This window comes from Luteimonas campi, from assembly GCF_051162505.1.
Classification (GTDB): Bacteria; Pseudomonadota; Gammaproteobacteria; order Xanthomonadales; family Xanthomonadaceae; genus Luteimonas.
In genome coordinates this window covers 1-18,083 of the sequence record NZ_JBNWEM010000006.1, presented here as the reverse complement: position 1 = coordinate 18,083, position 18,083 = coordinate 1, and the positions used below count along the sequence as shown (strand labels likewise).

Sequence of the window (18,083 nt, the reverse complement as noted above, 5' to 3'; positions counted from 1 at the left end):
GTCCATGGCTTCCGGCACGCAGGAACCGGGCCAGCGAGGACATGACAGGTGTCCCCGCATGGAAAACTCCGCCATTCTGCGTCGTTTGACCGAAATGCTTCAAGAACGGGTCGGTGAGACGGCCGTCCCGATTACGGCACAGACGCGGCTCAGGGAGCTGGGCATCGATTCCATCATCCAGGTGGACATCATGCTGGATCTCGAAAGTGAGCTGGACTTCACATTCAAGAGCATGTCCCTGCCCAAGGATCCCACGGTCGAGCAGATCGTGGCCCTGATCCAGGACGCGATGTCGGGCAGCCAGCGGACCTGAATCCGCTGCGCGGCGGCCTCGGGAGGGCGGCTGGCTCCGCGGCGCCTGTGCAGGCTTCAGATCGGGCGAGGAGCCGCGCGCTGCGCGGGTCCTGCGTTGGCCTCGTCCCGTCCGTCCCGCCACGGCATGCACCCGGGACGGCGCGCCATGCCTGCTCCGCGCATGACGGCTTGTCGCCGGGAGCGGATGCTCAGTCGGCGTTGTTCTCGTGCGGGCGGCTGCCGTAGCGCGCGTCCATCTCCATCCGCTCGGCGTGCAGGGCGGCATGCGCCTCGCGATCCAGTCCCGCCTTCAGCGAGGCCTTGAGCCCGTTCAGCCACGGGATGCGGTGCAGATCGGGGAGTGCGCGCACCTGCATGCGCAGCCGGTAGCGGCCGTCGGCCCCGAGCGCGAGGTAGGCATCGGCTGTCGGCACCGGAGGCACCTCGGTGGCCGCATTGAAGAAAAAGTCGACGCCGCGGGCGATGGCGGCGGGGATCACGCTGCCGTGGTCCTCCCCCGCGATCTGCCTGAAGTCCACGACGATGCCGGGCGCCTGCGCGAGTGCGCGGGCCGCGGCGGCCGCGCGCGTCGACTGCCCGCGCCACTCCAGGTCGCGCGCGGCGCTGGCCGCGCGCTCGGGATCCAGCGCCCATTCGCCCGGACGCGGCTGCTGTTCGAACTCGCCGGCGGTGAGCTGCACGCGCACCGGGGCGGCGTCGGCAGTGCGCGCCTGCGCGAACCGATCGATCCGCGCGCTGAGGTCGTGCTGGCCGAACCAGAACGAACTGCTCATGCCGATCCAGGTCTGGAAGGCCTCGGGGCGGCGGGTCAGCGCACCGATCGTGAACAGTCCGCCATAGGAATGCCCCATCAGGCCCTGGCGGCCCGGGTCGATGGAAAACTCGCGGGCGATGCGCGGGCGCAGCTCGTCGAGGATGAAATCGAGGAAGGCATCGGCGCCGCCGGTGGCATGCCGCGCGCGCGGTTCGGGCACGGCGGGGGTCAGGTCGAGCGTGCGTGCGGCAGGGATGTCGACACCCTCCGGATAGCCGATGCCGACCACGAGGGCGCGCAGGTCGCGCTCGGACTCGCGTCGTCGCGCGTAGGCGCGCACAGCCTCGGCGGTGGTGAGGAACATCGCGTTGCCGTCGAGCACGTACAGCGTGGCGAAACCGCCCGCCGGTGGCGCCCCTTCGGGCACGGCGACGAAGATCTCGTAGTCGCGCCCGTTCGCCGCGCGCATGGTCCACTGCCGCGACTGCGGCAGCCGGACTTCGGCGCTGGCGGCGCCCGCGGGCGCGGCCCGGACCGGTGTGGACACGGTGGAAACGAGCGCGCCGCCGAGCAATACGGCGGCGGCGAGGGAATGCCAGGATCGGATCATGCGGACCTCTCGCGGCGGGGCGCCGTGGCGCCCCGCCTGCGCGTTGCTTACCAGCGTTTGTCGAAGGACAGTACCAGCGTGCGGCCGAGCACGGTCGCGTTCGCCGGGTCGTAGGGATCGGCCAGGACATCGTTGGCCGCGGTGCCGCCGTCGATGAAGGGCGGATCGCCGTCGGTGAAATTGAGCGCGGTGAAGTTCACCCGCGCCCCGTCGAACAGGCCGCCGCGGGCGGACAGGTCGTAACCGAGCTGGAAGTCGAACGTCTTCCAGGCCTTGATCCTGACCGGGCTGGTGATCGCCACCGGTGCGCCGGCCGCGTTCGGCCGCAGGCAGCCGGAGGCGCACTCGTACTCGTCGACGTAGTTCATCGTCAGCGCGGCGTCCAGATCGCCATAGCGCCAGCGCAGGCCCTGCATGGACCGCAGCGGCACCGGGTTGCCGACTGCGCTGTACTTGCCCAGCTGGTCGACATAGCCCGAGCCCGGCGTGGCCTCGACCTCGTACGAGCGCAGCCAGGTGCCGCGGGTGAACAGTTCGACCGAGCCGCCGTAGCTGGTGTCGAAGCCGTAGCTGAGGTTGAAGTCCACGCCGTCCATCTTCAGCGAGGCCAGGTTGAGCTGGGTGGCGTTGACGATCATCGCCACGTCGGCCGCGCTCTGTACCGGGCCGGCGCCGAGCTGGCCGAGGTAGCGCGGGTCGTTGCTCATGATGTCCTGCACGCGCGCCGCGCCGGGGTTGATCTCCAGGCTGTCGATGTACGGCGTGCTGCCGGTGGCGAACAGTTCGGCCAGGATGCCGCCGAGCTGGCCGGCCTGGATGCGCACGATGCGGTCGTCGATCCCGAGGTTGAAGTAGCTGGCGCCCAGGTGCAGGCCCGGCGCCCATTCCGGCTTCCAGTCGAAGCCCAGGGTCCAGGTGGTCGCTTCTTCCGGACGCAGCGTGGGGCCTGCGCCGCCGGACACCACGATCGCGCTGAAGGTGCAGTTGCCAGGGCCGCCCGGCGTGCCGGTCACGCCGTTGAGCGGCACCAGGGTGGTGGAGCAGGGCGCGGTGTACAGGTCGGCACGCAGGAACGCGCCGTTTCCGCCGGTGATCGGCTGCACGCCGTTGTAGGCGTAGCGCATCGGCGGCGCGTGGAACGAGGTGCCCCAGCTACCGCGCAGGGTCAGGTCGTCGGTGGGCTTGAAGTCGATGCCGACCTTGGGATTGAAGGTCGAGAAGTCGCCCAGGCCACGACCCCGCTCGTAGCGGCCCGCCAGCGAGATGTCGAGCTTCCTGGCGAAGCGCGACGCGTTGTCCCTGCCGATCAGGGGGAAGGCGAGTTCGGCGAACAGCGCGCCGACATCGCGTTCGGTCGTGCCGAACGCCTCGTGCCGATCGGAGGTGCCGCGCCAGTTGAAGTCGAGCGCGCCGCCGATGTTCTCGCGGCGGTAGTCGATGCCGGCCGCGAGCTTGGCCATGCCCCCGCCCATCGCGAACAGGTCGCCGTCGACCTTGAAGCTGGCCTGTGCCAGCCAGGAATTAAAGCGCAGGTCCTCGTAGCCGATCAGCTGCGACAGCACCTGGTCCGACAGGGGGTCGGTGGTCCACGGGTTGAACGCCGCGTAGCCCAGCCCGGCGCAGTACGCCTGCGCGGCGGCGGAGAAGTTGGGGGTGAGCCCCTGGCTGCACTGGATCGAAGTCGGCGCCTGGGCCTGGCCACCGGCGGGGGTGGGCAGGTAGTCGTAGATGTTGGCGTTGCGCTGCACGTCGGAGTTGCGGCGCTGCTCCTCGCGGCTGTAGGACAGGTTGGCCTCGCCGCGCCAGTTGCCGCCGAGTTCGAAGACCGCGCCAAGGTTGGCGAACAGGCTGTCGGCCTCGACATCGCGACCCAGCGGACGGTCGTCGATCAGCACGCCGTAGTTGTTGGCCACGCCCGGGATGAAATACGGATTGCCCGGCCCCAGCGTGCCGTACAGCGCCTGGTAGCCCTGGTTGTAGCGGCCGCGGCGCTGCGAATAGCGCAGGTCGCCGTACAGTTCGGTGCCGTTGTCGAGGCCGTGCTCGAAGCCGAAGAAGGCGCTGTGGCGCTCCATCTCCGGCAGGATGTCGACCATGTCCCACGGGTCGTAGGTATTGCCGACCCCGTCGGTCACCCGGATCACGTCGCCAGCGCCCAGGCCGGCGCCGGCACCGCCGGGCACGCGGCCGCTGACCACGCCGTTGCCCGACGCGGTGCCCGCGAACAGGTTGGCCGCCGCGCCTGCGCGCGCGGTCCTGCGCTGCCAGTTGATCCCGCCGCGGTCGCTGAAGTCGCCGCCGTTGTAGATGTCGCGATCGTTGGCCAGGACGTTTTCCTGGCGGTTGTACTCGTAGCCCACGATCAGGCCGCCCGCATCCCACTGCGTGCCCCAGGTCTGGCCGATCTGGACCTGCTCGCCGCCGCCCTGGCTGGTGCTGCCCAGGCGCAGGCTGGTGTGCGCGCCATCGTCGCTGCGCTTGAGGATGATGTTGACCACGCCACCGACCGCGTCGGAACCGTACACGGCCGATGCGCCGTCGAGCAGGATTTCCATGTGCGACACGGCGTTGGTCGGGATCGACGAGATGTCGACGAAGTCGCCGTATTGGCCCGACGCGGCCGCGCGCCGACCGTTGACCAGCACCAGGGTGGACAGCGCGCCGAGACCGCGCAGGTTCACGCCCTGGCCGCCGGTCATGTTGGAACCGGCGACGCTGGAGTCCTGGCCGCCCTGGACGTTGTCGCTCATGCCCACGCCGCCGGCGAAGTTGGCGGGCAGCTCGCGCAGGAAGTCGCCGATGGTGGCCTTGCCGCTCTGCTCGAGCTGCTCGCGGCTGATCACCGCCACCGCGTTGCCCGCCGGGGTGGCGCCGCGGATGTTGGTTCCGGTGACGATGATCTTGTCCAGCGACTGGACTTCGTCCTGGCCAGCGGGTGCCTGTGCATGCAGTGCGCCCGAGATCCCCAGTGCCAGCAGGCTGACGGTGCAGCCCACGCGGCCTGTCTTGTTCAGTTTCATCAGCGGGTCCTCCCCCGACTCTAGTTGATCGATGACTGGCGTCCGGCCCGCTTCCTTTCACCCGCGCCTGGAGCGCGCTCCCGCCATGCCTGGCCGGACTGTCCTCACGTCGCGATCACAACACCCCTCGCGGTCTGCTGTCAACGAATTACGATATTTCTAGGTGAAATTCAGCAACTGGAAGAGGAAATCAACAAGTTATGCTGGTCATATTCGATATTAGCGCGCATGTCCGGCCGCGGCCGCAGACGAGCGGCCGTTGATTTCCGAAATTGTGGCGGCCATGCTGCCGCCATGACCGACAAGACCCCCGCGCCCTCCGCGCGTACCCTCGCGCGCAGGGCCTACCACCGCCTCCGCCGGGACATCGTGGCGGGGCAGCTCCAGCCCGGCAGCAAGCTCAAGCTCGAGACCCTGGTCCAGCGCTATGGCATCGGGATGTCGCCGCTGCGCGAGGCGCTCGCCCGGCTGGCCGGCGACCAGCTGGTCAAGACCGAGGACCAGCGCGGCTTCTGGGTGGCGCCGCTGTCGCTCGAGGAGCTCGACGACATCTCGCGCGTACGGACGCTGATCGAGACCGAGGCGCTGCGCCTGTCGATCGAACACGGCGACGACGCCTGGGAGCGCGAGGTCCGCGACGCCTTCGACGCGCTGACCCGGGTCGAGGCCGAGCTGTCGGCCCTGCCGCAGCCGGTGCCGCAGGACACCATGGATCTGTGGGAGGAGCGCAACCAGGCCTTCCATACCGCCCTGGTGGCGGCCTGCCGTTCGCCCTGGTTGGTGCGGTTGCAGGAACTGCTCTACCAGCAGTCCGAGCGCTATCGCCGCGTGTCGCTCAACTATTCGCAGGGCCGCAGGTTCGTGCACGATGAGCATGTGGCCATCTTCGAGGCCGCGGTGGCGCGCAACGCGCTGCGCGCCTGCCGTCTCACCGAGGATCATCTGATGCGCACCTACGACGCGGTGCGCGGGGCGCTGGCGCGGATGCAGGCGGAGTCGGCGGCGGCCTGACGCCGATACCGCAGGCGCCGGCACGACGGACGCCGTAGCCGTCGCGCAGGCGGCAGGCCAGCGCCCGATTCCTCAGCCGCGCTGGCAGATGCGCGGACGCGTCTTCAGCAGCTCGCGCGTGCGCTCGAAGCCGGCCACGGCCCTGGGATCGAAATCCTTTACGCCTTCGGAGACATAGAGGCCCACGATCAGGTGGCCGTCCTTGCCGTAGAAGCCGAGGATGCGGGTGAACTTGCCGGCTTGCTTCGTGGGCAGCTGCAGCGCCCAGATCTGGTCGACTTCCTGCGGGGTGATGTGGCCGTGCACGCCGGCGCCGTCGTCGGCGTACATGTCGTACCAGATCGGCGACGTGCTGGCCTGGGTCTGCGGCACCGTGCTCGGGAAGTTCCAGGCGTGCATGCCGCCGGAGGTGAACACCAGGCCGATCCGCGTGTCCTTGCCCCAGCTGTCCACGGATTTCCAGACTTGGTCGAAGAACACGCGGTCCGACCGGACGCCATACGCCTCCTCGGCCTTCAGCCCGCTGACCACGCGCGATTCCTGCACGCGGAACAGGCGGCTGACCGGCGGCGGCGGCGCGCCGGGGCGGACGTTGGCGTAATAGTCCTGGACCACGCGCGCGTCGTCGGCGCTGGCGCAGGTGTCGGCGGCACGGGCGTTGGCGACGGCACCGGCTGCGAACAGGAGTGGCAGGCACAGGGAAAGGGTGGTTGTCTTCATGTCTTGCGCTTGCGTTGGAGAAGGAGGAAAACGTCGCCGCCGCATGCGGCCGGGCCGACGCGGGACGTGCGCGACGGGCTTGCCGCGTGGTGGCCGGATCAGGCTTCGGGATCGCCGTGCACGAGGAAATCCCACATGCGCTCGAGCAGCCGTCCGTTCCAGGTGGCGCGCGCGGCGGACTGCGCCGCGGTGAAACGCACGGGCGCGAGTCCGGTCGCCAGGCAGTCGAGTTCGACCCGCGCCGCGTCCTCGAGGTACCAGGCCAGTACCGTTGCCATCTGCGGGCAATCGCCGGCCAGGACCGCGCCGTTGCCGCGCATCACGATCGCGCGCGCATCGCCCAGCGCTGCGGCCAGCTCGACCGCGCGCGCATCGTCGCGCACCAGCATCGGGTCTTCCCACAGCGGCGGCGCGGGATGGAAGTAGCTGCCGAAGCCATGGCAGGCCTCCGGCGTGCGGCCGAGCGCGCTCAGGCTCATGGTCCTGGGCGGTTGCACCCGGACGATGCCGCCCACGTCGGCGCGCGCGCGATAGATCTCGCGATGGATGCGCACTTCCGGCAGCACGCCTTCGGGCAGGGGCCCGTCGAGGGGCACCACGGTGCCGCTGTCCTCGGGCAAGACCAGCCCCAGCGGCTTCGCTGTCCCCACCAGGAAGCGGTGTGCGTCCAGGCGCAGGCTGACGTGACCATAGGCGTGAGCCAGGCCGTGCCTTCCGAGCGCCCGCGCCGCGACGCGCAGCAGGCGCTGCTGCTCCTGCGTGGGGCTCATGCCTTGAACTCGCGGATGTCGGGTCTGGCGCCCCATTTGCAGAAGCCCCGCGGCGCGGCTTCGAACTGGCGGCTGCGCCAGGCGGCCTCGTCGTCGATCTCGCACACCCCCGACGAATACTCGTACACCATGCCGTCGGGCCCTTCGAAATAGAGGAACCTTGCCGACGAGGTCGGGTGCTTGCCGGGCCCGAACACCACCGGCACCTTGTGCGCCAGGATGTGGTGGTAGGCGCGCTGGATGTCGTCGGTGCTGGCCATCTGGTGGTTGATGTGCTGGATGCCCTTGCGGTCGGTCGGGAACAGCGCCAGCGTGTGGTGGATCCTGCCGATCCGCAGCAGCGGCGCGTCGCCGATGTGGTCGCTGGCCTTCGCGTTGCACACGCGCGTCCAGAACGCCTCGTCGCGGGCGGCGTCGGTGGTGCACAGGCCGATGTGGCTGAAGCCGGTGATGCCGGCGTCGCGCGTGCCGTGGAAGCGGCGGCCGCTCATCTCCGGCCGCCACGCCAGCTCGATGCGGTTGCCGGTCGGGTCGTGGAAGGCGATGAAATCGCGCACCTTGCGCTGGTCGCTCTGCGCGCGCGTGCCGGCGTGCACCGGATGCCCCAGTCGCTCGAGCTCGGCGCCCGCGGCATCGAGTTCGTCGCGGCTGCCGACCTCGAAGGCCACGGCCTGCTCGGTCGGGTCGCCCTCGAAGTAGCAGAGCGTGTGCGCACGCGCATCGGAGCGGAAGTACACCGCGCCGGCGCTGCGCTCGGCGATCTCCAGCCCGAGGATGTCGGTGGCGTAGCGCGTCGCGCCCTCGAGGTCGCGCGTGCCCAGGCGCACGTAGCTGATGTCGCGCAGTTCGATCACGGCCCGACCTCGCGCAGGTGCGGGCGGCCGCGCACCTGGGTCGCGGCACCGTACTCGGCGATCGTGCACGCGCTGCCCCAGGCGCAGTGCGAGGCCTGCTCGGCGGCGAACTGGCGCGGACGCTCGCCCTCCGCAGGCGTGCGTCCTTCGGCGACGAGGCCGAAGTAGACCTCGTCCGGCCCGTCGAAGGTCAGGAACGCCTGTTCCGATGCGGGGCGACGCCCGGGGCCGTGCGCCGGCACTTCGCCGGCGTCGCGCAGCCGGTACCAGGCCTGCATCAGCTCGTCGAGGTCGTCCAGCGCGAACTCCACCGACAGCACGCCGGTGGCGCTCGATGGATGCAGGGCCAGGCGGTGGTGGGCCGCGTCGAAGCCGAGGTAGGACGCGTCGCCGACCCAGTCGGCCACGCGCATGCCCAGTGCGCCGCCCAGCACCGCCTCGTCCTCCGCGATGCGGGTGGAGCGCAGGGCGACAGCGGCCAGTCCGGCCAGCCCGATCTCGCGGCTGGGGAAGAAGCGCCAGCCCTTGTCCAGCGGACGCACCACCAGTTCGATGTCGACGCCCCCCGGCAGGGTGAAGGCCAGCAGCGCCCTGGCGAGCCGCCGCGCGGCCAGGGCGTCGTCGCGCCGCGCCACGATGCCCAGCCCGGCCAGGCGCTCGGCGGCGAGTTCGAGCGCGTCGATGTCGGCGACCTGCAGCCCGACCGCCTGGCGGCGCTCGGCGGAGAAGGCCAGGGTGAACGCCCGATGGTCGCTGCGCAGCAGCCACTGCCCGCTTTCCGTGCCGGCCAGGCGCATGCCCAGGCGTTCCTCGGCGAAACCTGCGGCCGCTTCCGGGTCGCGACTGCCGAGGTGGACGTAGCGCAGCTGCTGGACGAGGCAACGATCGGTGGCGAGGCTCATGCGGTTCGGCCCTGGGTGATGGGGCGCGTCCGTGCGCGGGAATGCGGCAGGCGTGGGTGGCGGAACTCAGCCCAGGCGTCGGCGGACGATGTTGGAGAACACCGCGGCCGCGATCGGCAGCAGCTGGTCGTCGAAACGGAAGGTGGGGTGGTGGCACATGGCGCTGTCCATGCCCAGGAAGAGATAGGCGCCGGGCCAGCGCTCGAGCATGTAGGAGAAGTCGTCGGAGAACGGGTAGGCGCGCATGTCGGTGCGCACCTTGTCCTGCCCCAGCACCTCGGCCAGCGCTTCGGCCGCGAGCGCGGCCTGCTCCGGCGCATTGACGCAGGGCGGGCACGAGTGCGGGATCTCGAGCCGGATGCTGCAGCCGGAGATCTGCGCATGGCCTTCGCAGAGGGCGCGCAGGCGGCGCAGCAGCTCGTCGTGCACCTCGGCCGACAGCGCGCGGATGGTGCCGCTGAGCGCCGCGCTCGAGGGGATGATGTTGTGGGTGGTGCCGGCCTGCAGGCTGCCGACGTTGATCAGCGCGGCCTCCATCGGGTCGATGTGGCGGCCGACGATGGCGCCGATGTCCACTGCCAGCCGCGCGGCGACCTGCAGCGGATCGGTGGCCTTGTGCGGCGCCGCAGCGTGGCCGCCGACGCCCTCGATGGCGATCTCGAACACCGCCAGCGACTGCAGCGTGGCGCCGGTGCGTACGCTGGCCTCGCCGGTCCTGAGCATTGGCATGTTGTGGAAAGCGTAGACCTCGTCGCAGGGGAAGCGCTCGAGCAGTCCGTCCTCGATCATCCGGATCGCACCGCGCCCGCCTTCCTCGGCCGGCTGGAAGATCAGCACGACGCGACCGCTCGCCGGCGGGTGCGCCGCCAGATGCTTGGCGGTGCCGAGCAGGGCCGAGGTATGGCCGTCGTGGCCGCAGGTATGGGCCACGCCGGGACGCTGCGATCGGTATTCGAGCTCGTTCTGCTCGTCCATCGGCAGCGCGTCCATGTCCGCGCGCAGGCCGATCGACGGGCCAGGCTTGCCGCTGTCGATCACCGCCACCAGGCCGGTGCCGCCCAGGCCCCGATGCACCTCCAGCCCCAGCCCCGACAGCACCTCGGCGACCAGGGCCGAGGTGCGCTCCTCCTCGAAGCCGAGTTCAGGCCAGGCGTGGATGCGGTGGCGCCATCCGGCCATTTCCTGTGAGAGCTCGAGGACCGGGGCGGGGATCTGGGGCATGGCGCGTGGCTCGCAACGGGTCGGAAGAGGGTGGGATGGAAGCAGCGGCCTATGCAAATGTCAACATAATTTCGATATTAGGACGCGAACGATTCGCGATTCCCGAGGCTATCCGGCTGGATGTTTGACTAATTTCGAATTTTTCTTTCCAATTGGCCGACTATCCCCTGCCGGTGCGCAACCCGCGCGGCCCTCCCGGCCGCCGGCCTGCACGGACGCCACCCTGCCAGACAGCCCTCCATGACCCAGACCCATTCGCCCGCCGCGCCCGCCGTGATCCGACATTTCATCGATGGCCAGTACGTCGAGTCGACCCGACAGCCCTTCCCCTGCCACAACCCGGCCACGGGGGCGGTGGCGGCCCTGGTGCACGAAGCCGACGTCGAGACCGTCGATCTGGCCGTGCAGGCGGCGCGCAGGGCCCTGAAGGGACCCTGGTCGCGGTTCACCGATGCCGAGCGCGCGGCAGCGCTGCGCCGTGTCGCCCAGGGCGTGCGCGACCGTTTCGACGAATTCCTCGCCGCCGAGATGCGCGACACCGGCAAGCCCTACGAACTGGCCAGCCATCTCGACATTCCCCGCGGCGGCGCCAACTTCGAGGTCTTCGCCGACCAGATCGCGGCCGGCGCCACCGAGGCGTTCCGCAGCCCCACGCCGGACGGCCGCGGTGCGCTCAACTACGGCCTGCGCACGCCGCGCGGGGTGATCGCGGTGATCTGCCCCTGGAACCTGCCGCTGCTGCTGATGACCTGGAAGGTCGCGCCGGCGCTGGCCTTCGGCAATACCGTGGTGGTGAAGCCATCCGAGGACACACCTTCCACCACCGCCCTGCTGGGCGAGGTGATGCGCGACGCGGGTGTGCCCGATGGCGTGTTCAACGTGGTCCACGGCTTCGGGCCGGACAGCGCCGGCCAGTACCTTACCGAGCATCCGCAGGTCGATGCGATCACCTTCACCGGCGAGACCCGCACCGGCGAGGCGATCATGAAGGCGGCCGCCAAGGGCGTGCGCCCGGTCTCGTTCGAACTCGGCGGCAAGAACGCCGGGATCGTGTTCGCCGACTGCGACCTGGATGCCGCCGTTGCCGGCATCACCCGCTCGGCCTTCCTCAACAGCGGCCAGGTCTGCCTCGGCACCGAGCGCGTCTACGTGGAGCGGCCGATCTTCGACGAGTTCGTGGCGCGGCTGAAGGTCGCGGCCGAGGCGCTGCGTCCCGGCGATCCGGACGACCACGCCACCAGCTTCGGTCCGCTGATCAGCGCCAGGCATCGTGCCAAGGTGCTGTCCTACTACCAGCGCGCGCGCGAAGAGGGCGCCACCGTCGTCACCGGAGGCGGCGTGCCCGAGCTGCCGGCGCCGCTGTCCGGCGGCTACTGGGTGCAGCCCACGATCTGGACCGGGCTATCGGAAGACTCGCCGGTGATCGGCGAAGAGATCTTCGGGCCCTGCTGCCACATCGCCCCGTTCGACCACGAGGACGAGGCGATCGAGCGCGCCAACGCCAGTCCCTATGGCCTGGCCACCACGATCTGGACCGGCAACGTCACCCGCGCCCATCGCGTGGCCGCGGCGATCGAGGTCGGCATCGCCTGGGTGAACTGCTGGTTCCTGCGCGACCTGCGGACCGCCTTCGGCGGCGCCAAGCAGTCGGGTATCGGCCGCGAGGGCGGCGTGCATGGTCTGGAGTTCTACACGGAGCTGCGAAATGTCTGCATCAAGCTTTGAGGCGCTGCTGGCGTCGGACGGGGTGCGCCAGTCGGCGCGCCTGCTCGGCGAGGCCGCGTACAGCGGCGTGTCCTGCGATCCGGTCAAGCCGCTGCTGGAGGGCGCGGGCATCGGGGCGGCCTACGCCGTGCAGCATCTGCTCACCGAACAGGCACTGTCCGCGGGCCGCCGCATCGTCGGCCGCAAGATCGGCCTGACCTCCGCGGCCGTGCAGAAGCAACTGGGCGTCGACCAGCCCGACTTCGGCGTGCTGTTCGACGACATGGAGTTCGGCGATGGCCAGGAAGTACCGCTGTCGCGGCTGATCCAGCCCAAGGTCGAGGCCGAGATCGCCTTCGTGTTCGATCGCGACCTCGCATCCGAGCGTCCCACGCTGGGCCAGGTGCTGGGCGCGATCGGCTATGCGCTGCCGGCGATCGAGGTCGTCGACAGCCGCGTGCGCGATTGGAAGATCAGCATCCTCGACACCATCGCCGACAACGCCTCGTCAGGGGTCTACGTGCTCGGCGGTTCGCCGAGGAAGATCGACGCCTTCGACCTGGCCCTGTGCGGCATGTCGCTGGAGCTGCGCGGCGAGCCGGTCTCGGTCGGTTGCGGCGCGGCCTGCCTGGGCAATCCGCTCAACGCGGTGACGTGGCTGGCGCGCACGGTGGCGCGCATGGGTCGGCCGTTGCGCGCCGGCGACGTGGTGCTGTCCGGCGCGCTCGGGCCGATGGTGCCGGTGCAGGCCGGCGAGGTGTTCGAAGCCCGCATCTCCGGCCTCGGCCGGGTGTCGGCCGTGTTCTCGCAAGACGCAGGCGCGAAGGAGTAGGGGGGATGGAGAGGCTTAAAGTCGCGATCATCGGCTCGGGCAACATCGGCACCGACCTGATGATCAAGCTGCTGCGCCGAGACGGCCGCCTGGAGATGGCGGCGATGGTCGGCGTGGATCCGGACTCCGACGGGCTGGCGCGCGCCCGTCGCATGGGCGTGGCCACCACGCACGAAGGCCTCGACGGGCTGCGCGCGATGCCGGGGTACGCCGACATCGGCATCGTCTTCGACGCCACGTCGGCCGGCGCGCACCTGCGCCACGCCGAAGTGCTGCGGGCCGACGGCAAGCGCGTCATCGACCTGACGCCGGCCGCCGTCGGCCCCTACGCCGTGCCCGCGGTCAACCTCGACGAGCACATCGACGCGCCCAACCTCAACATGGTCACCTGCGGGGGCCAGGCCACGATCCCGGTCGTGGCCGCCGTGGCGGGCGTGGCGCCGGTGCGCTATGCCGAGATCGTCGCGTCGATCGCCTCGAAGTCGGCCGGCCCCGGCACGCGCGCCAACATCGACGAATTCACCGAAACCACTTCGCGCGCGATCGAGACGGTGGGCCGCGCGGCCCGCGGCAAGGCGATCATCGTGCTCAACCCGGCGGAGCCGCCGCTGATCATGCGCGACACCGTCTATTGCCTGACCGAAGGCGGCGACGAGGGCGCGATCCGCGCCTCGGTCGAGGCCATGGTCGGGCGCGTGAACCGATACGTGCCGGGCTACCGGCTCAAGCAGGCGGTGCAGTTCGAGCGCCTCGATGGCGCGGCCTGTGCCGCCATCCTGCGCCAGCCGGACGCCGCGCCCGGGCTGAAAGTCAGCGTATTCCTCGAAGTCGAGGGCGCCGGCCACTACCTGCCGGCCTACGCCGGCAACCTCGACATCATGACCTCGGCCGCACTGGCCGCAGCCGAACGCATGGCCGAACGGGCCGCTCAGAAGGAGGTGGCGTGATGAACACCGCCGCGACCGACAGGCTCTACATCCAGGACGTCACCCTGCGCGATGGCATGCACGCCATCCGCCACCAGTACGGTCTCGATCACGTGCGCGCGATCGCCCGCGCGCTCGACGCGGCCGGCGTGGCCGCGATCGAGGTCGCGCATGGCGACGGCCTGGCCGGCTCCAGCTTCAACTACGGCTTCGGCCGCCACGACGATCTGGAATGGATCGAGGCGGTGCGCGAGAGCGTGAGCCAGGCGCGGCTGACCACGCTGCTGCTGCCGGGCATCGGCACGGTGCACGACCTGCGCCAGGCGGTGTCGGCGGGCGTGCGTTCGGTGCGCGTGGCCACGCACTGCACCGAGGCCGACGTGGCGCGCCAGCACATCGAGGAAGCGCGACGGCTCGACATCGACGTCGCCGGCTTCCTGATGATGAGCCACATGATCGATGCGGTCGCGCTCGCCGAACAGGCCAAGAAGATGGAAAGCTACGGCGCCTGCTGCGTCTACGTGACCGACTCGGGCGGCGCGCTGACCATGGACGGCGCCCGCGAGCGCGTGCGCGCGCTGCGCGAGGCGCTGCGTCCGGAGACGCAGATCGGCATCCACGCCCACCACAACCTGTCGCTGGGCGTGGCTAACAGCATCGTGGCGGTCGAGCATGGCGTGACCCGGGTCGACGCCTCGCTGGCCGGCATGGGCGCGGGCGCCGGCAATGCGCCGCTGGAGGTGTTCATCGCGGCCGCGGACCGGATGGGCTGGGACCATGGCTGCGATCTCTACCGGCTGATGGACGCGGCCGACGACCTGGTGCGTCCGCTGCAGGACCGGCCGGTGCGGGTCGACCGCGAGACCCTGAGCTTGGGTTACGCGGGCGTGTACTCGAGCTTCCTGCGGCACGCGGAAAAGGCCGCCGCCGATTACGGGCTCGACGTACGCTCGATCCTGGTCGAACTGGGCGAGCGGCGCATGGTCGGCGGACAGGAGGACATGATCGTCGATGTCGCGCTCGACCTGGTCCAGCAACGCAACAACAAGGTGGATGCCGCATGAGTACCGCTCCCGATATCGACGCCCTCGCGGTCCGTCTCGACGCTGCCGCGTTCAACGCGGTGGCCACGCCGCAGCTCGAACAGCCGATCACGCTCGACCAGGCCTATGCCGTGCAGCGCGCCAGCATCGACCGCAGGCTCGCGCGCGGCGAGCAGCGGCTCGGCATCAAGATGGGGTTCACCAGCCGCGCGAAGATGGTGCAGATGGGCGTGTCCGACATGATCTGGGGCCGCCTGACATCGGCCATGCAGGTCGAGGATGGCGGCAGCGTCGCGCTCGGCCACTACGTGCATCCGCGGGTCGAGCCGGAGGTGGCGTTCCTGATCGGGCGTCCGCTGTCCGGGCGCGTGACCGCGATGCAGGCCCTGGCCGCCGTCGAAGCCGTGGCGCCGGCGCTCGAGATCATCGATTCGCGCTACGAGAACTTCCGCTTCTCGCTGACCGATGTGGTGGCCGACAACAGTTCCTCGTCGGGCTTCGTGGTCGGGCCGTGGTGCCGCCCGGATACCGCGCTGGAGAACCTGGGCCTGGTGATGTCCTTCAATGGCCGTCCCCAGGCGTTCGGCTCGACCGCGGCCATCCTGGGTCATCCGCTGCGGTCCCTGGTCGCGGCTGCGCGCATGGTGGCCGAAGCCGGCGAAACGCTGTCGCCCGGCGACCTGGTGCTGGCCGGCGGCGCGACCGCCGCCAGCGCGCTGGTTCCCGGCACCTGGGTGTCGCTCGAGATGGAATCGCTCGGGCGCTGCGGCTTCCACGTCGAGGACTGAACCATGCCGATCATCCACGCCAACGTGCTGGCCGGGCGCAGCCATGAACAGAAGGCCGCGTTCGCGCGCGCGGTGACCGCCGCCGCGGTCGAACATCTCAACGTGCCGGCTTCGGCGGTGCGCGTGGTGTTCCATGAGGTGGCGCCAAGCGACTGGTTCACCGCCGGCGAGGCCAAGGCCCCACCAGCCGCGTGCTGAAGCAGGCGCCGGCCCGTACCGCACGCATGAACACCACGAACGAGACGAACATGCCCGACGCCCCGCCGCCGTCCCCGATTGTTCCGCCGCAGACCCGGCCCGCGGGCCTGTGGTGGCTGGCGGCGACCGTGCTGGTCGTCACCGCGCTGACCGAGTGGATCGGGCCGGCCACCATTCCGGTGCTGTCGGCCAGCATCGTGATCCTGCCGATGCTCGTGGCGCTGCTGCTCACCACCCTGCTGGCGGTCTCGTATCGGCGCATGCCGCAGCCACTGCGCCTCGGCCTGTCCGTCCAGGCCTATGCGGACAAGCTGCTCGGCATCGCGCTGCTGCTGTTCATCGTCAAGCTGGGCCTGATGGCCGGCGCGAACATGCAGGCCCTGCGCCAGGTCGGCTGGGCGCTGGCGTTCCAGGAGCTCGGCCACGCCTTCGGCACGATGGTGCTGGCGCTGCCGCTGGCGCTGCTGCTCGGCATCAAGCGCGAGGCCGTGGGCGCCACCTTCTCGATCGGCCGCGAGACCGGCATGGTCATCATCGGCCAGCGCTACGGCATGCAATCCCCGGAAGGACGCGGGGTACTGGCCGAATACATCACCGGCACCGTGCTCGGTGCGGTGTTCATCTCGCTGCTATCCAGCGTGGTCGCCTCGCTGGGCATCTTCGACCTGCGTTCGCTGGCGATGGGCGCCGGCATCGGATCGGGCAGCATGATGGCCGCGGCGCTCGGGCCGCTGACCGTCGGGCAGTCGCCTGAGTTCGCGCGCGAACTCACCGCCATCGCGGGCGCGGCCAACCTGATCGCGGGCGTGGTGGGCTTCTATTTCGCCATGTTCATCACCCTGCCGCTGTGCAACTGGCTGTACGACCGGCTCGAGCCGATGCTGGGACGCACGGCGCTGGCGCGGCGCGCGCCATCGACCCGCGATCTCGATGCGGGCGCCGCGGCGGAAGGCGAGGGTGATGGCAGGGCGACGCTCGCGGACAGCGTGTTCGCGATGCTGCTGATGGTGGCGGGCATCGTGCTCAGCAACTGGATCGGACACGGCGTGGCGCCGCTGCAGACCCTGCCGGGCGTGGCGATCATGGTGTCGATCGTGCTGGCGGGGCTGCTGCTCAACCGCGTCTGGTCGAGGTTGCCGCTCATGCTGTTCCTGGCCGTCTTCGCCACGCTGGTCACGCTCGAGGGCGTCTGGCCGCTGGCCGCCGAGGTGACCGGCATCATCAATCGCGTGCAGTTCATGAGCATCACCACCACGGTGCTGGCGCTGGCCGGCTTCTCGGTGGCGCGCAAGCTGCCGATGTTCAGGCGGCTGGGCTGGCGGATCGTGCTTGTATCGCTGACCGCGGCCACGGGCGCCTTCCTCGGCTCGGCGACGGTGGCGGAGTTCTTCCATTGAACAGCGGCGCGTGGAGCGAGGCGGCGGTATCGGCCTCCGCGCCCGGGTCGCCGACGCACTGGTCGGCGGGCGTGCGCTGGCTGCACTGGCTGGGCGTTGCGATGATCCTGGCGGTGGCCGTGATCGGCCTGTCGATGGGCGGGCTCGAGCGCGGCTCGGAACTGCGTCGCCTCGCCTATATCAGCCACAAGTCGCTGGGACTGGCGGTACTGGTCCTGGCCCTGTTGCGCCTGGTCATGCGCGCCGCCACCCGGTCGCCGGCGCCCGCAGGTGCGAGGTGGAGCCAACGCCTCGCGCAGGCGACGCACCTGCTGTTGTACCTGCTGATGCTCGCGGTCCCGCTCTCGGGCTGGATGCTCAACTCGGTGGCTGGCCAGCCGCTGGTGTGGTTCGGCCTGTTCGACGTGCCCGCGCTGGCCGAACGCAATCCGGACTGGCGCCGCGTCGTCGACGCGCTGCACCTGTGGTTGTTCTGGCTGCTGGCCGCGCTGGTGGCGCTGCACGTGCTGGCGGCGGCGCTGCACCAGTGGGTGCTGCGCGACGGTACCGCATGGCGGATGCTGCCGGGGAGCGGCCGGTCGGCGCGGTAGCCATGTCCGTCAGCACCTTCGACCTCTACAAGATCGGCATCGGGCCGAGCTCCTCGCATACGGTGGGGCCGATGCGCGCGGCGGCGCGCTTCGTCGAGCGCTGGCTGGTGGAACCGGGCCGCCTGCACGAGGTGGCGCAGGTGCGCGCGGAGGTGTTCGGCTCGCTGGCGCTCACCGGCCGCGGCCACGGCACCGACAAGGCGCTGCTGATGGGTCTGGAAGGGCAGCTGCCCCACCTCATCGACCCGGACATCATTCCCGCCGCGCTGGCGCGGATCCGCGGCGACAGGCGGATCGCGCTCGGCGGCACGCATCCGGTCGCCTTCGACGAGAAGCGCGACCTGGTGATGAACAAGCGCCAGAAACTGCCGCACCACACCAACGGCATGCGCTTCACCGCCTTCGACGCGGCCGGCCAGGTGCTGGCC

General features: G+C 70.3%; 18 protein-coding genes. 11 read left to right on the top strand and 7 right to left on the bottom strand.

Annotation, left to right across the window (positions count from 1 at the left end):
* Positions 1 to 58 precede the first annotated feature (58 nt).
* Positions 59 to 313: an acyl carrier protein gene (locus tag ACQYVW_RS15585; protein WP_434947604.1), complete on the top strand. Its 255-nt coding sequence runs from the start codon at positions 59 to 61 to the stop codon at positions 311 to 313.
* A gap of 190 nt (positions 314 to 503) precedes the next feature.
* Here the strand turns inward: ACQYVW_RS15585 and ACQYVW_RS15580 are convergent, their stop codons facing one another.
* Together ACQYVW_RS15580 and ACQYVW_RS15575 are read right to left on the bottom strand one after the other, a co-directional pair.
* Complete coding sequence (locus ACQYVW_RS15580; RefSeq protein WP_434947603.1) at positions 504 to 1,679, bottom strand: alpha/beta hydrolase; 1,176 nt, start codon at positions 1,677 to 1,679, stop codon at positions 504 to 506.
* Between the two features lie 47 nt (positions 1,680 to 1,726).
* A complete protein-coding gene (locus ACQYVW_RS15575) occupies positions 1,727 to 4,699 on the bottom strand; it encodes a TonB-dependent receptor plug domain-containing protein (RefSeq protein ID WP_434947602.1) in 2,973 nt (990 codons plus the stop codon).
* 294 nt (positions 4,700 to 4,993) lie between these two features.
* On the opposite strand from ACQYVW_RS15575, the gene ACQYVW_RS15570 reads away from it, so the two are divergent.
* On the top strand, positions 4,994 to 5,710 hold the full coding sequence (locus tag ACQYVW_RS15570; protein WP_434947601.1) for a GntR family transcriptional regulator: 717 nt from the start codon (positions 4,994 to 4,996) through the stop codon (positions 5,708 to 5,710).
* Between the two features lie 72 nt (positions 5,711 to 5,782).
* On the opposite strand, the gene ACQYVW_RS15565 is transcribed toward ACQYVW_RS15570, so the two are convergent.
* The 5 genes from ACQYVW_RS15565 to ACQYVW_RS15545 all read right to left on the bottom strand — a co-directional run bounded on the left by ACQYVW_RS15565 (position 5,783) and on the right by ACQYVW_RS15545 (position 10,177).
* Positions 5,783 to 6,430, bottom strand: a complete 648-nt coding sequence (locus ACQYVW_RS15565; RefSeq protein WP_434947600.1) for a ChuX/HutX family heme-like substrate-binding protein — start codon at positions 6,428 to 6,430, stop codon at positions 5,783 to 5,785.
* Between the two features lie 98 nt (positions 6,431 to 6,528).
* Positions 6,529 to 7,200, bottom strand: a complete 672-nt coding sequence (locus ACQYVW_RS15560) for a class II aldolase/adducin family protein (RefSeq protein ID WP_434947599.1) — start codon at positions 7,198 to 7,200, stop codon at positions 6,529 to 6,531.
* On the bottom strand, positions 7,197 to 8,054 hold the full coding sequence (locus ACQYVW_RS15555) for a VOC family protein (protein ID WP_434947598.1): 858 nt from the start codon (positions 8,052 to 8,054) through the stop codon (positions 7,197 to 7,199). Before ACQYVW_RS15555 ends, ACQYVW_RS15560 begins: the two co-directional genes overlap by 4 nt.
* Positions 8,051 to 8,956, bottom strand: a complete 906-nt coding sequence (locus tag ACQYVW_RS15550) for a VOC family protein (RefSeq protein ID WP_434947597.1) — start codon at positions 8,954 to 8,956, stop codon at positions 8,051 to 8,053. The genes ACQYVW_RS15555 and ACQYVW_RS15550 overlap by 4 nt, the downstream gene beginning before the upstream one ends.
* A gap of 66 nt (positions 8,957 to 9,022) precedes the next feature.
* Positions 9,023 to 10,177: an amidohydrolase gene (locus tag ACQYVW_RS15545; RefSeq protein WP_434947596.1), complete on the bottom strand. Its 1,155-nt coding sequence runs from the start codon at positions 10,175 to 10,177 to the stop codon at positions 9,023 to 9,025.
* A 240-nt stretch (positions 10,178 to 10,417) separates the two neighbouring features.
* On the opposite strand from ACQYVW_RS15545, the gene ACQYVW_RS15540 reads away from it, so the two are divergent.
* The 9 genes from ACQYVW_RS15540 to ACQYVW_RS15500 form a co-directional block, all read left to right on the top strand.
* The gene (locus tag ACQYVW_RS15540) at positions 10,418 to 11,902 is read left to right on the top strand and encodes a 2-hydroxymuconic semialdehyde dehydrogenase (RefSeq protein ID WP_434947595.1); all 1,485 of its coding nucleotides are present in this window, start codon (positions 10,418 to 10,420) and stop codon (positions 11,900 to 11,902) included.
* Positions 11,883 to 12,713 (top strand): 2-keto-4-pentenoate hydratase, encoded by an 831-nt coding sequence (locus ACQYVW_RS15535; protein WP_434947594.1) that lies wholly within the window; start codon positions 11,883 to 11,885, stop codon positions 12,711 to 12,713. The genes ACQYVW_RS15540 and ACQYVW_RS15535 overlap by 20 nt, the downstream gene beginning before the upstream one ends.
* 5 nt (positions 12,714 to 12,718) lie before the next feature.
* A complete protein-coding gene (locus ACQYVW_RS15530) occupies positions 12,719 to 13,660 on the top strand; it encodes an acetaldehyde dehydrogenase (acetylating) (RefSeq protein ID WP_434947593.1) in 942 nt (313 codons plus the stop codon).
* A complete protein-coding gene (gene dmpG, locus ACQYVW_RS15525; RefSeq protein ID WP_434947592.1) occupies positions 13,660 to 14,703 on the top strand; it encodes a 4-hydroxy-2-oxovalerate aldolase in 1,044 nt (347 codons plus the stop codon). Before ACQYVW_RS15530 ends, dmpG begins: the two co-directional genes overlap by 1 nt.
* Complete coding sequence (locus tag ACQYVW_RS15520) at positions 14,700 to 15,470, top strand: 2-keto-4-pentenoate hydratase (protein ID WP_434947591.1); 771 nt, start codon at positions 14,700 to 14,702, stop codon at positions 15,468 to 15,470. The genes dmpG and ACQYVW_RS15520 overlap by 4 nt, the downstream gene beginning before the upstream one ends.
* Positions 15,471 to 15,473: 3 nt before the next feature.
* Complete coding sequence (locus ACQYVW_RS15515) at positions 15,474 to 15,668, top strand: tautomerase family protein (RefSeq protein WP_434947590.1); 195 nt, start codon at positions 15,474 to 15,476, stop codon at positions 15,666 to 15,668.
* 26 nt (positions 15,669 to 15,694) lie between these two features.
* Positions 15,695 to 17,065 (top strand): DUF3100 domain-containing protein, encoded by a 1,371-nt coding sequence (locus ACQYVW_RS15510; protein ID WP_434947589.1) that lies wholly within the window; start codon positions 15,695 to 15,697, stop codon positions 17,063 to 17,065.
* Positions 17,062 to 17,655 (top strand): cytochrome b, encoded by a 594-nt coding sequence (locus ACQYVW_RS15505; RefSeq protein ID WP_434947588.1) that lies wholly within the window; start codon positions 17,062 to 17,064, stop codon positions 17,653 to 17,655. Before ACQYVW_RS15510 ends, ACQYVW_RS15505 begins: the two co-directional genes overlap by 4 nt.
* Positions 17,656 to 17,657: 2 nt before the next feature.
* Positions 17,658 to 18,083: serine dehydratase beta chain (locus ACQYVW_RS15500; protein ID WP_434947587.1), on the top strand; the 426-nt coding region annotated here is incomplete at its 3' end.

Excerpts from the sequence above, each read along its gene's own strand:
- ACQYVW_RS15585 (WP_434947604.1), top strand. The coding sequence starts at position 59 with ATGGAAAACTCCGCCATTCTGCGTCGTTTGACCGAAATGCTTCAAGAA.
- ACQYVW_RS15580 (WP_434947603.1), bottom strand. The coding sequence starts at position 1,679 with ATGATCCGATCCTGGCATTCCCTCGCCGCCGCCGTATTGCTCGGCGGC.
- ACQYVW_RS15575 (WP_434947602.1), bottom strand. The coding sequence starts at position 4,699 with ATGAAACTGAACAAGACAGGCCGCGTGGGCTGCACCGTCAGCCTGCTG.
- ACQYVW_RS15570 (WP_434947601.1), top strand. The coding sequence starts at position 4,994 with ATGACCGACAAGACCCCCGCGCCCTCCGCGCGTACCCTCGCGCGCAGG.
- ACQYVW_RS15565 (WP_434947600.1), bottom strand. The coding sequence starts at position 6,430 with ATGAAGACAACCACCCTTTCCCTGTGCCTGCCACTCCTGTTCGCAGCC.
- ACQYVW_RS15560 (WP_434947599.1), bottom strand. The coding sequence starts at position 7,200 with ATGAGCCCCACGCAGGAGCAGCAGCGCCTGCTGCGCGTCGCGGCGCGG.
- ACQYVW_RS15550 (WP_434947597.1), bottom strand. The coding sequence starts at position 8,956 with ATGAGCCTCGCCACCGATCGTTGCCTCGTCCAGCAGCTGCGCTACGTC.
- ACQYVW_RS15545 (WP_434947596.1), bottom strand. The coding sequence starts at position 10,177 with ATGCCCCAGATCCCCGCCCCGGTCCTCGAGCTCTCACAGGAAATGGCC.
- ACQYVW_RS15540 (WP_434947595.1), top strand. The coding sequence starts at position 10,418 with ATGACCCAGACCCATTCGCCCGCCGCGCCCGCCGTGATCCGACATTTC.
- ACQYVW_RS15535 (WP_434947594.1), top strand. The coding sequence starts at position 11,883 with ATGTCTGCATCAAGCTTTGAGGCGCTGCTGGCGTCGGACGGGGTGCGC.
- ACQYVW_RS15530 (WP_434947593.1), top strand. The coding sequence starts at position 12,719 with ATGGAGAGGCTTAAAGTCGCGATCATCGGCTCGGGCAACATCGGCACC.
- dmpG (WP_434947592.1), top strand. The coding sequence starts at position 13,660 with ATGAACACCGCCGCGACCGACAGGCTCTACATCCAGGACGTCACCCTG.
- ACQYVW_RS15520 (WP_434947591.1), top strand. The coding sequence starts at position 14,700 with ATGAGTACCGCTCCCGATATCGACGCCCTCGCGGTCCGTCTCGACGCT.
- ACQYVW_RS15515 (WP_434947590.1), top strand. The coding sequence starts at position 15,474 with ATGCCGATCATCCACGCCAACGTGCTGGCCGGGCGCAGCCATGAACAG.
- ACQYVW_RS15510 (WP_434947589.1), top strand. The coding sequence starts at position 15,695 with ATGAACACCACGAACGAGACGAACATGCCCGACGCCCCGCCGCCGTCC.